This is a genomic window from Occultella aeris (assembly GCF_902703175.1).
In the GTDB taxonomy this organism is placed as follows: Bacteria; Actinomycetota; Actinomycetes; order Actinomycetales; family Beutenbergiaceae; genus Occultella; species Occultella aeris.
Map to the genome: position 1 here is coordinate 189,199 of NZ_CACRYJ010000046.1, position 14,168 is coordinate 203,366.

Annotated in this window: 15 protein-coding genes; 7 read left to right on the forward strand and 8 right to left on the reverse strand. The window is 69.6% G+C overall.

Features of this window, described 5'->3' with window-relative positions; genetic code table 11:
• Positions 1-104: 104 nt before the first annotated feature.
• The 3 genes from HALOF300_RS15865 to HALOF300_RS27050 all read right to left on the reverse strand — a co-directional run bounded on the left by HALOF300_RS15865 (position 105) and on the right by HALOF300_RS27050 (position 2,294).
• A complete protein-coding gene (locus tag HALOF300_RS15865) occupies positions 105-1,085 on the reverse strand; it encodes a carbohydrate kinase family protein (protein WP_156741883.1) in 981 nt (326 codons plus the stop codon).
• Positions 1,086-1,127: 42 nt separating this feature from the next.
• Complete coding sequence (locus HALOF300_RS15870) at positions 1,128-1,907, reverse strand: SOS response-associated peptidase (RefSeq protein ID WP_156741884.1); 780 nt, start codon at positions 1,905-1,907, stop codon at positions 1,128-1,130.
• A 99-nt stretch (positions 1,908-2,006) separates the two neighbouring features.
• On the reverse strand, positions 2,007-2,294 hold the full coding sequence (locus HALOF300_RS27050; RefSeq protein WP_197522601.1) for a hypothetical protein: 288 nt from the start codon (positions 2,292-2,294) through the stop codon (positions 2,007-2,009).
• Positions 2,295-2,390: 96 nt separating this feature from the next.
• On the opposite strand from HALOF300_RS27050, the gene HALOF300_RS27055 reads away from it, so the two are divergent.
• The 4 genes from HALOF300_RS27055 (at position 2,391) to HALOF300_RS15890 (ending at position 6,224) form a co-directional block, all read left to right on the forward strand.
• The gene (locus HALOF300_RS27055) at positions 2,391-2,870 is read left to right on the forward strand and encodes an SRPBCC family protein (RefSeq protein ID WP_197522602.1); all 480 of its coding nucleotides are present in this window, start codon (positions 2,391-2,393) and stop codon (positions 2,868-2,870) included.
• Between the two features lie 181 nt (positions 2,871-3,051).
• On the forward strand, positions 3,052-4,335 hold the full coding sequence (locus HALOF300_RS15880; protein WP_156741885.1) for an ABC transporter substrate-binding protein: 1,284 nt from the start codon (positions 3,052-3,054) through the stop codon (positions 4,333-4,335).
• Positions 4,336-4,491: 156 nt separating this feature from the next.
• A complete protein-coding gene (locus tag HALOF300_RS15885; protein WP_156741943.1) occupies positions 4,492-5,337 on the forward strand; it encodes a carbohydrate ABC transporter permease in 846 nt (281 codons plus the stop codon).
• Positions 5,334-6,224, forward strand: a complete 891-nt coding sequence (locus HALOF300_RS15890; protein ID WP_156741886.1) for a carbohydrate ABC transporter permease — start codon at positions 5,334-5,336, stop codon at positions 6,222-6,224. The genes HALOF300_RS15885 and HALOF300_RS15890 overlap by 4 nt, the downstream gene beginning before the upstream one ends.
• Before the next feature lie 27 nt (positions 6,225-6,251).
• Here the strand turns inward: HALOF300_RS15890 and HALOF300_RS15895 are convergent, their stop codons facing one another.
• Entirely contained in the window at positions 6,252-6,476 is a 225-nt protein-coding gene (locus HALOF300_RS15895; RefSeq protein WP_156741887.1) for a hypothetical protein, read from the reverse strand.
• Between the two features lie 213 nt (positions 6,477-6,689).
• Between HALOF300_RS15895 and HALOF300_RS15900 the strand changes: the two genes are divergently transcribed.
• The 3 genes from HALOF300_RS15900 (at position 6,690) to HALOF300_RS15910 (ending at position 9,550) form a co-directional block, all read left to right on the forward strand.
• Positions 6,690-7,601 carry an SH3 domain-containing protein gene (locus HALOF300_RS15900; RefSeq protein WP_156741888.1) on the forward strand — a complete coding sequence of 304 codons (912 nt, stop codon included), beginning with the start codon at positions 6,690-6,692 and terminating at the stop codon, positions 7,599-7,601.
• A 96-nt stretch (positions 7,602-7,697) separates the two neighbouring features.
• Positions 7,698-8,048, forward strand: a complete 351-nt coding sequence (locus HALOF300_RS15905; RefSeq protein WP_156741889.1) for a hypothetical protein — start codon at positions 7,698-7,700, stop codon at positions 8,046-8,048.
• A gap of 467 nt (positions 8,049-8,515) precedes the next feature.
• Positions 8,516-9,550 carry a LacI family DNA-binding transcriptional regulator gene (locus HALOF300_RS15910; protein ID WP_197522603.1) on the forward strand — a complete coding sequence of 345 codons (1,035 nt, stop codon included), beginning with the start codon at positions 8,516-8,518 and terminating at the stop codon, positions 9,548-9,550.
• Here the strand turns inward: HALOF300_RS15910 and HALOF300_RS15915 are convergent.
• From HALOF300_RS15915 to HALOF300_RS15930, 4 genes are read right to left on the reverse strand one after another with little or no spacing between them, the layout of a single operon-like run.
• Positions 9,516-10,820: a glycoside hydrolase family 32 protein gene (locus HALOF300_RS15915; protein ID WP_197522604.1), complete on the reverse strand. Its 1,305-nt coding sequence runs from the start codon at positions 10,818-10,820 to the stop codon at positions 9,516-9,518. The two genes, HALOF300_RS15910 and HALOF300_RS15915, sit on opposite strands and share 35 nt — an antisense overlap.
• Positions 10,817-11,707, reverse strand: coding sequence for a carbohydrate ABC transporter permease (locus tag HALOF300_RS15920; protein WP_156741891.1), 891 nt, complete (start codon positions 11,705-11,707; stop codon positions 10,817-10,819). The genes HALOF300_RS15915 and HALOF300_RS15920 overlap by 4 nt, the downstream gene beginning before the upstream one ends.
• An 8-nt stretch (positions 11,708-11,715) precedes the next feature.
• Positions 11,716-12,660, reverse strand: coding sequence for a carbohydrate ABC transporter permease (locus tag HALOF300_RS15925; RefSeq protein WP_156741892.1), 945 nt, complete (start codon positions 12,658-12,660; stop codon positions 11,716-11,718).
• Positions 12,657-14,051, reverse strand: a complete 1,395-nt coding sequence (locus HALOF300_RS15930) for an extracellular solute-binding protein (protein WP_156741893.1) — start codon at positions 14,049-14,051, stop codon at positions 12,657-12,659. The genes HALOF300_RS15925 and HALOF300_RS15930 overlap by 4 nt, the downstream gene beginning before the upstream one ends.
• Between the last annotated feature and the right edge of the window lie 117 nt (positions 14,052-14,168).

Here is a 14,168-nt window from a genome sequence, read left to right on the forward strand (position 1 = left end):
GCGGACCGGTGATCACGGGACCGGGAGCGTGCTCCCAGCGGAGCGCGGCCGGAGTCGCCGGCGGCCGTGGCCGCCCAACTGATCCGAAGGTCGTCTCGCGGTCGTCAGAGGCGCAGGTCGCGCATCCGGGGTGCGACCTCTGCGGCTGCCTCGTCCCCATAGGCTGCGGTGAACCGCTTGAGGAAGGTGTTGCCGAACCGGTACTCCTGGGTGCCGGTCACGGCGATCACGTAGCTCGCCAGGAGCGAGCCGATCTGCGCGCAGCGCTCCAGGCTCACGCCCCAGGACAGCCCGGCCACGAAGCCGGCCCGGAACGCGTCGCCCATGCCGGTCGGGTCCAGGGTGACCTCCTCGCGGGCGATCGGCACGTCGATACGCTCGGATCCGGAGTAGATGCTTGAGCCGTCCTTGCCGCGGGTGATCACCCGGTGCTGGACCCGGCTGAGGATCTCATCGTGTGACCAGCCGGTCTTCTGCTGGATCACCGAGTCCTCGTAGTCGTTGGAGAACAGATACGTGGCGCCGTCGATCAGGCTCCGGATCGCCGGCCCGTCCATCCAAGCCACCTGCTGGGAGGGATCCGCGAGGAAGGGGTAGCCACGGGTGCGGCACTCCTCGGTGTGCCGCACCATCGCCTCCGGGTCGTTCGGGCCGACCAGCACCAGGTCGATCCGGCCGGCCCGGGCCTCGATCGGACGTAGTTCGATCTCCCGTGCCTCGGCCATCGCCCCGGTGTAGAAAGATCCGATCTGAGCGTTGTCGGAGTCCGTGGTGCACACGAATCGGGCGGTATGGGCCGTCTCGGAGACCCGGACCGGCCAGGTGGCCACGCCGTGCCGGTCGAGCCAGGCCCGGTAGTCATCGAAGTCCGCGCCCACCGAGCCGACCAGCAACGGGGTCAGGCCGAGCGCGGCCAGGCCGAAGCAGATGTTCGGGGCGACGCCGCCGCGCTTGATCTCGAGCTCCTCGACGAGGAAGGACAACGAGACCTTGTCGAGCTGCTCCGCAAGCAGGGAATCGGCGAAGCGGCCGGGGAAGGTCATCAGGTGGTCCATGGCGATGGAACCGGTCACGGCGATATTCACTTGCTGAACGGTACCCGACGCGCCGGCACGACGTGCCACATCTCAGATGGGCCGGATCAACTCGGGGGAGTTGTTGCGCACGGAACCCACCTGGGCGCCGACCTCGTGCCAGGACACCGCCGGAGCGGGCGCGGCGAGGACGGCGAGCGCCTCGCCGGGATCGGTCACGGTCGGGTCCAGCCAGGTGGCCACGCCCGCAGGCGTCAGCATCGCGGGCTCCCGATCGTGGATCTGCTCAAGTCCGTCGCGCGCATCGGCCGTGACGATGGTGGCGCTCAGGACCCACCTGTCCGGATCGTCGGCCGACTTCGACCGATCAGGCCACCAGGCGTACAAACCTGCGAACGCGACCGGGGAGCCGTCGGTCGGGTGGATGTAGAACGGGGTGCGGTCCACCTTCTTCGTGCCCGGCACCGGCGTCTTGTGCCACTCGTAGTAGCCGTCCGCCACCACCACGCAGCGCTTGGACTCAAGCGGCTTGCGGAACGCCCTGGACTCGGCGAGCGACTCGCTGCGCGCATTGAACATCCGGGCCCCGACGGACAGGTCCTTCGCCCACGCCGGGACCAGGCCCCACCGCGCGAGGTACATCTCCCGACGCACCACGGACTCCGCGGTGCCCTGCTCGACGAGGTTCCCCCGGCCGACTTCGGCGTCCGCCGTCGCCGGTTTGGGGGCACGATCGAGGACGATCCGGATCGGATCGGTGGGAGCGACGTTGTAACTGGCCGAGACCTCGGCGGCGGCGTCGGTGACGTCCTCCACGTCGAAGGCATCGGCGAGGTCCTGGGCCTCCCGGAACGAGGCATAGCGTCCGCACATGCCCCCTACTCTCGCACCGGCCACCGACGCCCGCTGACCGCGCACCCGGACCGTCGAGTTCGAGCCGGGTGCGAAGTCAACGATGGAGCCGGCGATCGCTCACGGGCCCCAGCCGAGGTAAGGCTCAACCACCGTCACCGACGTGATCCACACCGCGGCGGCGAGCACCGGGACCAGCAGCACCCAGGACGGGTGGTCGCGATACCAGCGCAGACCCAGTGTGAACAGCGTCACCCAGGCGATACTCAGGACGAGGGCGCCCCAAGCGGGTGCCACCACACCCGCCGCGACGTAGAACGGGAGCTGCGCGACCATGAGCAGGAGCCCGAACGACGCGACGACGGTCTCGAAGGGGTGCGCGCGGCGCACCTGGACGACATCGGCCATCTCCACACGATAGTTGGCGGGGACGCTCCGCGCCCGGCAGTCTGGTCCCGGATCGGGCGCGGGCCCGGCACGGTTCGAGGGCGTGGGGAGGGCACGGTGGCGGACGGCACCTTCACCTTCACGTCCACCTGGCGCGCGGAGGCGACACCGGCGCAGGTCTGGCGGGTGCTCTCGGACGTCGCGAGGTGGCCACAGTGGTGGCCCGGCGTGGTGGCCGCGACGGTGGTGCGCCCCGGCGACGGCGATCACCTCGGTCAGCGCACGGTGCTGACCGTGCGTGCACCGACCGGCTACCTCCTCCGGTTCGGGGTGGAGCTCACGGACGTCTCGCCGGGTTCGTTCGCGCACGCCCGCGTGGTGGGGGACCTGGCCGGTGCCGGCGCCTGGTCGCTGTCAGCCGACGGCGAGGCAGTGGTGATGGTGATCGTGTGGCAGGTACGGGCCCGACGGCGGTGGATGCGTCTGGTGTCACCGCTCGCCGGGCGGTCGTTCGCTCGCGCACACGCCGCGGTGATGGCCGCGGGCCAGCGCGGCTTGCGCGCTGCCCTGGCCGGGGTCCATAGTGATGGCCCCTGATCCGGCGGACGAATGAGAGCGCTCTGAGTGGCGGTTTTCCGCCGAACGGCCAGGTCACAACTTGGCGTCGGTTTGGTGCCCCTGGAGGCCCCGGACGCGCGCCGGGAACAGAATGAGGAACGTCACCTGCCGCGCGGCGGGCGACACGTCCGGAATCGGACCAACCACGAAGGAGTGACGTATGCGACGCATCGGTGTGGTGGCCACGGCCGCCGCGATTGGCCTCGCCCTGACCGCCTGCAGCGGCGGCGGCGACGGCGGCGGCGACGGGGATGGGGGCGATGGTGGTGGTGACGGCGGCACCGACGTCGAGGTGTTCACCTGGTGGGCCGCCGGCTCGGAGCTGACCGGGCTGGAGGCGCTCGAGGCGGTCTTCGCCGAGCAGCACCCGGACCTCACGTTCGTCAACGGCGCGGTGGCCGGTGGCGCCGGTTCCGCCGCGAAGGACCTGCTCCAGACCCGCCTGCAGGCGGGCGATCCGCCGGACACCTTCCAGGCGCACGCGGGAGCGGAGCTGACCGACTACATCGCCGCCGGTCAGCTCGAGGACGTCTCCGACCTCTACACGGAGTTCGGCCTGACCGACGTCTTCCCGCAGGACCTGATCGACCTGCTCACGGTGGACGGGAGCATCTACTCGGTGCCCTCCAACATCCACCGTTCGAACGTGGTCTGGGCGAACCCGACCGTGCTCGAATCGGCCGGGATCGACCCGACCGCGGTGCCGGCCGACATCGACGCCTGGATCGCCGACCTCGAGGCCGTCCAGGCCACCGGCGTCACTGCCCTCTCGGTGGCGACCACCTGGACTCAGGTCAACCTGCTCGAGACGGTGTTGATGGCCGATCTCGGTGCCGACGGCTATGTCGGCCTGTGGAACGGTGACACGGACTGGGCAAGCGCGGACGTCACCACGGCGCTCGAGCACTTCGAGACGCTGATGAGCTTCACGAACACCGACCGGGACGGGCTCGACTGGCCTGAGGCAACCCAGATGGTGATCGACGGGACCGCCGCCTACAACGTCATGGGTGACTGGGCGGTCGCCGCGTTCGAGGAGCAGGGCGTCGAACGAGGCGCAGGCTTCGTGGACTTCCCGGTCCCGGGCAGTGAGGGACAGTTCGGCTTCCTCGCCGACTCCTTCACCCTGCCGGTCGGGGCACCCAACCCGGACGGCGCGACGGCGTGGCTGGAGACGGTCGGCTCGCTCGAGGGCCAGGTCGCGTTCAACCAGGCCAAGGGGTCCATCCCGGCCCGTACCGACGCGGACCCGGCGGACTTCTCCGAGTACCAGCAGTCCGCGATCGAGTCCTACGCCAACGACGCGATCGTGCCGTCGCTGGCCCACGGTGCCGCGGCGCCGATCGCGGTGCTGAACGCCATCTCGGACGCCACCAGCAAGTTCACCACCGGTGGTTCCGACCTGGCGACGTACCAGGAAGAGCTGGCGGCCGCCGTCGGCTGACATGGCGGATGCGTGCCCGGGCGCCGAAGCGCCCGGGCAAGCGCCCGCGCCCACGCCGTCCGTGAGCGCTCATGACCTGCGTCGAAGGGTAGATCCGTGAAGACCATCAAACGGTGGGGACCTCCGGTCCTGCTGCTGACTCCGTCCATCATCCTCATGGCCGTCTTCGTCTATGGCCTGATCGTCGCGAACTTCGCGACGTCAGCCACCGACAACCACACCTCCGCGCAGGCCACCGGCGTCCAGCCGACCGTGTTCGTGGGCATCGGCAACTACCTGGACCTGCTCGCCTCCGAGGCGTTCCAGCACTCCCTGAAGAACCTGCTCCTGTACACCGTGGTGTTCCTGGTGGGCACGATGGTGATCGGATTCGTGTGGGCGTGGCTGCTGGAGCGGCCGATGCGCGGTGAGGGCATCTTCCGCTCGGTCTACCTGTTCCCGATGGCCGTGTCCTTCATCGCCTCCGGGGTGGTGTGGCGGTGGCTGCTGAACTCCAACGAGGGGGAGCAGGCGCTCGGGCTGAACCGGCTGTTCCAGATGATCGGCCTGGACTTCCTGCAGAACCCCTGGTGGAACAACATCAGCTGGGGCATCGCGGCGATCGCCCTGCCGGCGATCTGGCAGCTGTCCGGCTACGTGATGGCCCTGTTCCTGGCCGGGTTCCGGGGCGTGCCAGAGGAACTGCGTGAGGCCGGGCGGATGGACGGCGCCAGCGAGTGGCAGGTCTACCGGCACGTGATCTTCCCGCAGCTCTCGCCGGTGGCACTGTCCGCCCTGATCATCATCGGGCACATGTCGCTGAAGGCGTTCGACCTGATCATGTCCATCTCGAAGCCCTCGAACTACCAGACCAAAGTGCCCGCGGTGGACATGTACGTGTTCAAGTCGAGCTTCGACTACGCGAACTCCGCGGCGGTCGGAGCGATCCTGCTGATCATCGTGGCGGTGCTCGTGATCCCGTATCTGATCCACACCAACCGGAAGGAGGCGAGTGGCCGATGACCGCGACCACCATGCCCACCGCCCCCGGCGTCGGCGACCTCGCCCAGGCGCCCCGGCGCCCCAAGGGCCGGTTCTCGGCGGCCCGCACGGCCCGCTACGCGATCCTGCTGTTCTCGGTGCTGATCGTGCTGATACCCGTGTACGTACTGCTCGTGACGAGTTTCAAGGGCCCCGGCGACGCGACACCGACCAGGGCCTGGGCGCTGCCCCAGCTGTGGATCGCGGACAATTGGATCACCGCCTGGGACACCCTCTCCCCGGCGATCGGGCGCACCCTGCAGATGGTGATCCCGGCGTCGATCATCTCGGCGTTCCTGGGCTCGATGAACGGGTTCGTGCTGTCCCGCTGGTCCTTCCGCGGGGCGAACGTGGTGTTCACGCTCATCCTGTTCGGGATGTTCATCCCCTACCAGGCGGTGATGATCCCGCTGAACCAGATCGTGCTGGACATCGGACTCCCGAACGGCGTGCCGACCCTGATCCTTCTTCACGTGATCTATGGCATCCCGATCACGACCCTGATCTTCCGCAACTATTACGAGTCCGTGCCGCACGAGTTGATCGAGGCGGCCCGGATGGACGGCGCCGGAATGCTGCGCACCTACGCGTGGGTGGTGCTGCCGATTTCCATCCCGAGCTTCGTGGTGGTGCTGATCTGGCAGTTCACCTCGGCCTGGAACGACTTCCTGTTCGCGGTGTTCTTCTCCACCCCGAACACCGGCCCGGTCACGGTGGCGCTGAACAACCTCGCCAACGGCGCCCAGTTGCAGAACTACGGGGTGTCGATGGCCGGGGCACTGTTCGCATCCCTGCCGACGCTGCTGGTCTACATCATCCTTGGCAAGTACTTCGTGGGTGGGCTGATGTCCGGATCTGTGAAGGGCTGAGCGGACCGGGCGCCGACAACGGTGGCCTCAGCCCCGCGGCTCACCACCGAGCATCGTGATGACCGTGTCCAGTTTCTCGCCGATCGAGTCGAGGCGGGTGTTGTGTCCGTCGAGCCGACCATCGATCGAGTCGAACCGGGCGTCGTGGGCCAGTTGATGTTCAGTGACCGCGGTGAGCATCGAGTAGATCTCGTGGACGTCGTTGTCGAGTTGATCGACCTTGCGCTCGAGTTCGGCGGGGGTCTTCGGCATGAACCGACGATAGGCGTCATCGGGCTGCCGGACCAGCGGCATCGGTGATCTGTGGACAACCCGGAGATCCCCAGGGATCCGAGCCTGGACGTGCCAGGTCACCGTCGAGCGCGCACGTGCCGAGGTTCGTGACCGACCTCACGCGATCTGACATTTGATAACGGTTTGGTTACGATGGCTCGGCTTCGTGACCGATCGACCGTGAGGAACTTCGTGCCAGCAGGCCGCCACCGCGCCGCCGGGACCCGGCGTACGCCCTTGTCCCGGATACTCGGCGCCGCCACCGTGGGCACTCTCGCGCTCGCGAGCCTCGCGGCCGCGGTTCCGGTCGGGCAGACCGCTTCGACCAGGTCGACGGCGGAGTTACCGGTCCCGTTCGAGGGCACCGATGCCGCCGCAACTCTCGACGAGCGCGCCGAGGAGGTCGCGCAGCGGTCCGAGGCGCGGGAGCCGGTGCCGACGCCCACGCCCACCCCGACCGCGGCCGCGGCCGCGGCCGCGGCCGCCGAGCCGAGCGTGCCCGAGCCCGTGCCTGCGGTGACGGGCCAACTGTGGGTGACCTCCGCCGTCAACGTGCGCTCAGGGCCGTCCGCGGACGACGAGCGGCTGACCACGCTCGCGTGGGCCGACCAGGTCGACGTGACCGGCGAGAGTGCCGACGGCTGGACCCAGGTGATCTGGGACGAGCGCGTGGCCTGGGTGAACTCGAGCTACCTCGCCGAGGAGGAACCGATCGCGCAGGAGCCCGAGGATCATGGGGTCTCCAGCGCGGCGTGCGCCACCAGCCCGGGGATCGAGTCGTCGCTGGCTGCGAACGCCGCGGCGGCCTACCGTGCCGTCTGTGCCGGGTTCCCTGGCGTCGCGTCCGCCTACGGCGGCTTCCGCGCCGGCGACGGCGGCGACCACGGCTCCGGCCACGCCCTCGACATCATGGTCACCGGCGCCGCCGGGTGGGAGATCGCCCGGTACCTGCAGGCGCACGCCGGCGAGCTCGGCATCACCTACCTGATCTTCGAGCAGCAGATCTGGATGGCCGGCGCCGCCGCCGGCGCCTGGACATACATGGCCGACCGCGGCAGCACCACGGCCAACCACTACGACCACGTGCACGTCAGCACGTCCTGACCGAGGCGATCCTGGCCCAGCCGGCCGAGGGTTCCGCGGTACTGCCCATGCCCGAACTCCCTCGACAACCTCGCGCCAATCCGTAATGCTTCGGAGGTGGCGACGTACCGGGTGAACCCCGCCGGAGTCGAGCAGGCCGGTCGGCTGATCGACGCCAGGCAATACGTGCTGGACAGCGACTGGGGCGACGCGCAGCCGCGAGCGGAGGCACAGAACGACTACCTCGAGAGACACTCGTGGCAGGGCTACGCGGCGTGGCACCTCGGCCTCACCGACGGTGCTGCCGAGGAGACAAAGGCCCGGTACGCGTTCGTGTACGGCGACTTCCGGCGCGTGCACAGGACCGCGCTGATCGCCTGCGTCTATCGGGCCTCGGAGTGGCGACACAAGGAGATCGAACTCGCTGCGCACGATCTGCTGCAGCAACTGGACGCCACCAGTCGCTGAGGGCACCCAGAGAGCAACGCGATGCAGGCGATCGAGAAGATCCGCCACAGGTCATCATCGCCGACCGTCGCAGAGTACGGCTACCCATGCGAGGTCTCTCCCGGACGATCGAAGACCTGCTCGACCAGCTCGAGGTCGAGCGCTGCTTCGTCTGCCTCCACCACTTTCGGGGCTCCGGTCGGCTACCACCTGGCCACCCGTGCGCCCGACCGCATCCACGGTCTGATCGTCCAGACGACAGTGCCCACCCAGCCCTTCGGCGCGCACTGGGACGACGCGTGCCCACTGGGCCGACTCATGCGGGCGTTCGTGTTCGACAATGCCGGAGCAGCTGGCAGTCGCAATCGCAAATCGCGACCGCGGCGCAGGAGGCGCGATCCCATGCGTGGTCCCAGCCATCCGCGCGTGCGCGCGATCGGCGGTGTTCTGGTTACGATTGCGACCTGACACGAGTTAGGAGCGCAGCGTTGACGGTCACCAGTGCGGACGTGGCTCGGCGGGCGGGGGTCTCCCGGACGGCTGTCTCCTTGGTGCTCAACGGGCGCGCCGAGGGCAGCATCTCCGCGGCGAACCAGGCCAGGATCCATGCGGCCGCAGCCGAGCTCGGGTACCGGCCGAACGCGGCCGCGGTGAACCTGAGGCGCCGCTCGACCGCGACGGTCGGCATCGTCACCGACGAGATCACCACGAGCCCGTTCGCAGGCCCGCTGCTGCAGGGTGCCCGCGAGGTGGCATTCGAGCGCGGCTACCTCACCATCGTGGCCGACTATGGGCTCGACGACGAGCGTGAGCACCAGATGGTTCAGGCGTTGCTCGGGCGCCAGGTCGACGCGTTCCTGCACGCCGCGATGTCGATGCGCGAGATCACGCCGGATCCGGCCATGGTCGAACTGCCCACCGTGCTCGCCAACTGCTTCGCCGCCGGCGGGCCCGCCGGGGTGATCGCCGACGAGGAGGAGGGCGGCTACCGGGCCGCGCGCGCCGTGTTCGAGCGCGGGCACCGGCGGGTCGTCATGTTGGCCGGGCGCGACGCGAGCGAGACCGACTACATCCCGGCCACCGCGCTGCGCCGCCGCGGCTTCGAGCGCGCCGCCGTCGAGGTGGGCGCCAGCGAGGCTCGGGTGATCGACGCCGGGTGGAACATCGAGACAGGCGTGCGGCACGCGCTCGCCCTGCTGGATGCACCGCAGGCACAGCGGCCGACGGCGTTCGTGTGTGCGCGCGACCGGGTAGCGGTCGGCGTGGTGCTCGCCGCCGCCCGGCTCGGCCTGCGGGTGCCCGAGGACGTCTCCGTGGTCGGCTACGACGACGAGACCGACGTCGCTGCCGACATGTCACCGGCGCTGACCACGATCGACCTGCCGCACCGGCGCATCGGTGAACTCGCGATGGAGCTCCTCCTCGCCACCGTGCTCGACGGCGAGCCGTTGCCCGAGGCGGACGTGCTCGTGCCGTGCGAGCTGGTGGTCAGGGACTCGGTCGGCCCAGCTCCCACACGCTGAGGTCCGGCTCGGCGGCCGACCCGCCTCCGGCCCGGATCACCCACTGTTCGCCGGCGCCGGGGTAGGCCCGCACCGTGTTCGCGGCGCCGCCAGCGAACGCCTCCACCACCGAGCCGTCGACGAGCACTCGCGAGAGCCCACCCGTGGCGTGCGCGGGCGTACGCCAGACCTCACGCTCGCCATGCGGACCCGAGAGCCCGACGGCGAGTACGCCGTCGGCGATGGCCTCCCAGGCCGGTGCGTCCGGGCGGACCTCGGTTCCGGTGACGGGGATCGGAGCCCGGCGCAGGCCCGTCAGTTCGCGGGCTGGCGCGGAGACCACCGTGGTCCCGTCGAGCACGAGTTCGCGCGGGAACGTCAGTGCACCGGCCCACCCGGCCGCCGCGACATCCTCCGGGGAGCGGGTGCCGGACTCCCAGGTCCAGCCCCACAGCAGGGTCCGGTCCGGGCCTGCCAGCGCCTGCGGCGCGTAGAAGTCGGGGCCGTCGTCGAGCAGGTGCCCGGCGTCCGGGCGGAACCGTGGGTGCGGCCCCGTCAGGTCGAGGTCACCCACCAGAGCCGCCACGCCCCGCAGGTGGCGGTCGTGGGCGTCGTCCCACAGCGAAAGGATCAGGACCCACCGTAGGCGCCCCTCGCCGTCGGGCAGTTCAACGAACGACGGGCACTCCCAGATCTTGCCGGGCGCCACGCCCGCCGCGACGTCGTCGGTCCCGTCGAGCAGGTCCCCGAGCAGTTCCCAGCGGTCCAGGTCGTCGGCCCCATAGACGAGCACGACGGGGGTGCCGTCGGCGCGCCCGCCGCCCATGAGTGCGTACCGGGCACCGCCGGAGGTGAACACGAACGGGTCGCGGATCTCCCGCAGGTCCCCGCCCGGCGCCGGCGCCACCTGCCGGCCCGGCACCCAGGTGCCGTCCGCGCCTCGCCGCGCCAGGGCCACGCCGGCGTTCGCCGCGACATCGGGCACGGCCGTGTACACGAGGACCGGTTCGCCGTCGTCCATCGTGGCGACACCGCTCCACACGCCGGCCGCGTCGATGGAGCCCGGCCGGGGGGCGAGTGCCACCGGCTCGTCGCGCCAGGTGAGCAGGTCCGCCGAGGACGAGTGCCCCCAGTGGATGTTCGCGTGCACCGGGGCGTGCGGGTTGTACTGGTAGAAGACGTGCCAGCGTCCGTCCCAGTGGCCGATCCCGTTCGGGTCGTTCACCCAGCCCTGCGGCGGGCGGATGTGCAGGTGCGGGAACGGGTCGAGGGTGGTGGAGGTGTCGGTCACTTGGAGACTCCGGCGGTCAGGCCCTCGCGCAACGGGCGCTGCCCGAACAGGAATACGACGAGGGCGGGGATCATGGACAGCACCACACCGGCGAGCACCACCGAGATCGACCCGGTGCCCATGTTGCCCTGCAGGGACACGAGCCCGAGGGGCAGCGTGAAGTTCTGCTCGCTGATGGTGAGGATGAGGGGGCGGAAGAACTCGTTCCAGTGGAAGTTGAACGCGAGGATGCCGATGATGGCCAGGCCCGGCAGGGCGAGCGGCGCGTAGATCGAGGCGAACGTGCGCCACGGTCCGGCGCCGTCGATCGAGGCCGCCTCGCCGAGCTCGACCGGTAGACCGAGGAAGTACTGGCGCATCAGGAAGGTGCCGAACGCCGTCGGGATGGCGGGCAGGATCAGCGCGAGGAGCGTGTCGGACAGGCCCATGCCGCGGATGATCATGAAGACCGGCACGATCGTGACCTGGACCGGGACCATCATCGTGGCCAGCACGAGGGAGAACCACAGGCTGCGGCCGCGGAACTCCAGGCGGGCGAACGCGTACCCGGCCAGGGCTGCGGTGAGCATCTGCCCGACGGCGATGAAGCCGGTGACCAGCGCGGAGTTCAGCGTCAACAGACCCATGTTGATCTGGGAGAAGACCTGGATGTAGGGGGTCAGGTCGGGGTCGGTCGGGATGAGTTGGGGCGGCAGTGTGAAGGACTCGGCGGGGCTGCGCAGCGACGTCGAGACGGTCCAGATCACCGGCCCGAGCGTGAGCGCCGCGGCGACCACGAGGAACGCGATCCGGGCCATGGTCGACGGCGTGGGCACGGCTCTGGTGCGCCGCTGCGGCGGCGAGGTGCTGGTGGTGGTGGCGGGCGGAGTGACGGTTGCGGTGGTCATCATCGACCTCACTGGTAGAAGACGAAGCGGCGGGACAGGCGGAACTGGAGCGCGGTGACGCCCATGATCAGCAACATCAGGACGACCCCGATCGCGCTGGCGCGGCCGAACTCGAGCTGACGGAACGCGGACTCGTAGATGACCATCACCGCGGTGCGGGTGGCGTCGCCAGGACCGCCGCGGGTGAGCACGTAGGGCTGGTCGAAGATCTGCAGCGCGGAGATCACGGCCATCACGCAGGCCACGAGCATCGTGGGGGACAGCAGCGGCAGCGTGATCGAGCGCAACTGCCGCCACCCGGTCGCGCCGTCGATGGAACTGGCCTCGTAGACCTCGGTGGGGATCGACGCGAGGCCGCCCACGAACAGCAGGAACGTGAAGCCGAACTGCTGCCAGACGTACACGAGGACGATCACGACCGCGGACGCAGTCGGGGAGGTGAGCCACGGCACGCCGCCGATCCCGACGAGCGAGAGGAGCCAGTTCACGACGCCGAACTCCTCGTTGAACAGGTACCTCATGACGATCGAGACGCTCGCCGCGGACAGAATCAGCGGGAAGAAGAACACGGAGCGGAAGAACGTGCGCGCCCACGCGGGCATCCGTTGTGAGATCAGGACGGCCAGGGCCAGCGAGACGGCGATCTGCAGCGTCACCGCGACCACCACGAACACGAGCGTGTTGATGAAGGAGATCCGCACGGTCGGGTCGGCGACGACGTCCACGAAGTTCGTCAGCCCGACGAACTCCGGGTCGGTGATGATGTCCCACCGGAAGAATGCGAGCAGGATCGAGGCCAGGATGGGGCCGAGCGTGAAGATCCCGATGCCGATGATGGTGGGGGCCAGGAACGTCAGCACCACGACGCGGCGGCGCCAGGCCGGACCCTGGCTGCGGGGGCCGGAACCCCGGTCGACGGCGGCGCGTGCGGTGGGTGGGGCGGCGGCGGTCATGACATCCTCCTCAGGGCCTGGGTGAGGTCGCGGTCCAGGGCCGCCAGGGCGCCCGGCACGCCGGCCGCGCTGCCGCTGACGGCGGCCGAGACGTTCTTGATGAGCGCCGTCTCGACGGCCGCCTGCTGCGGTGGTGCGGGGATCGGGCCCGTGGTCGGGAACGTATCGAGCGTGTCGTAGAAGACCTGCCAGTTCCGCGGGCCGGTGTCGGCGTAGAACGCCTCGTTGACCATGGAGCGGCGGGTCGGGGTCGTCGTGGGACGCGGGTAGGCGAGTTCCATGGCGGGCTTGGTGGCGGAGAACTTGACCCACTCCCAGGCGGCATCCTTGCGCTCGGAAGTGGCCATGATCGCGTACCCGGCCGCGCCGAACTGGTGGCGCTGGGTGCGCCACCGCGGGAAGAACTGGACGTCGAAGCCGTCGGGATCCATGCCGGCCTCGTGCAGACCCTGCGCCCAGTACCCACCCGCGGGCGTGGTGCCGATGCGTCCCGATGCGAACAGGCCGACCAGGGCGCCGCCACCGCCCTCCTCCGGGCGGGTGCCGAGCCCTTCGGCGACGAGTTCACGCAGGTACTCGACCGACTCGGCCACGAGCGGGTCCTCCGCGTTCGACTCGAGCCACCGGTAGCCGCCGCTGCGTTGCTCGCCGGGGTAGAAGCGGTCCCAGAACCAGCCGCCGCCCGGGGCCTTCGTCTCGGTGAGGAAGCTCGTGTCGTTGACGTAGAGCCAGGGGACGAGCCCGCCGAACAGCCGGTTGGTCCAGAAGTACGGCACGAAGTCGTCGGCGTTCGTGGTGCGCATCGCGCGCAGGAGGTCGGTGAAGTCGTCCTTGGTCCAGTCGTCCGGCGGTCGTTCCAGGCCGGCGGAGTTCAGCGCTTCGGTGTTGAGGTACATGTTCGCGGCGTTGAAGTCGGTGGGCAGCTGGAACAGGCTGCCCTCGTACATGAACGCCTCGAGCAGGGTGGGGTGGACGTCGTCGAAGTACTCCTGCAGATCGGCGGCGTCGCGCATGACGTAGGCGTCCAGCGGCTCGGCCATCCGGGACGCGAACAGCTGGGTGCCCTCGGTGGCCACGTTGACCACGTCCGGGGGAGTACCGGCCGCGATCATCGTGAGGATCTTCGAGAAGAAGTCACCCCAGTCGTTGCCCTGGATTGCCTGGATCCGTACGCGGATGTCCGGGTGCGCCTCGGTGAACGCGTCCACCAGGCTCTGTCGGGCCGCGGCGTCCTGGGACGTGCCGAGGATCGCGACGGTCAGCACGTCCTCGCCGCGCCCGGGGATGTCGCTCGCGGTCAGGCGGGGCCAGGACAGTCCGACGGTGGCGGCGCCGGCGACGCCGAGGGCGCCGAGCGCCACGCGCCGAGTGATCTCAGGTTGTCTGTGCATCGTTGCTACTTCCTCTACCTGTCACGTGTCACCTAACACGTGACAGGTAGAGTGCACCAGGACTGGGGCCGCCGTCAAGGGGTCCCGACGATCAGGGGTGTTCGCTACCCCGATCGA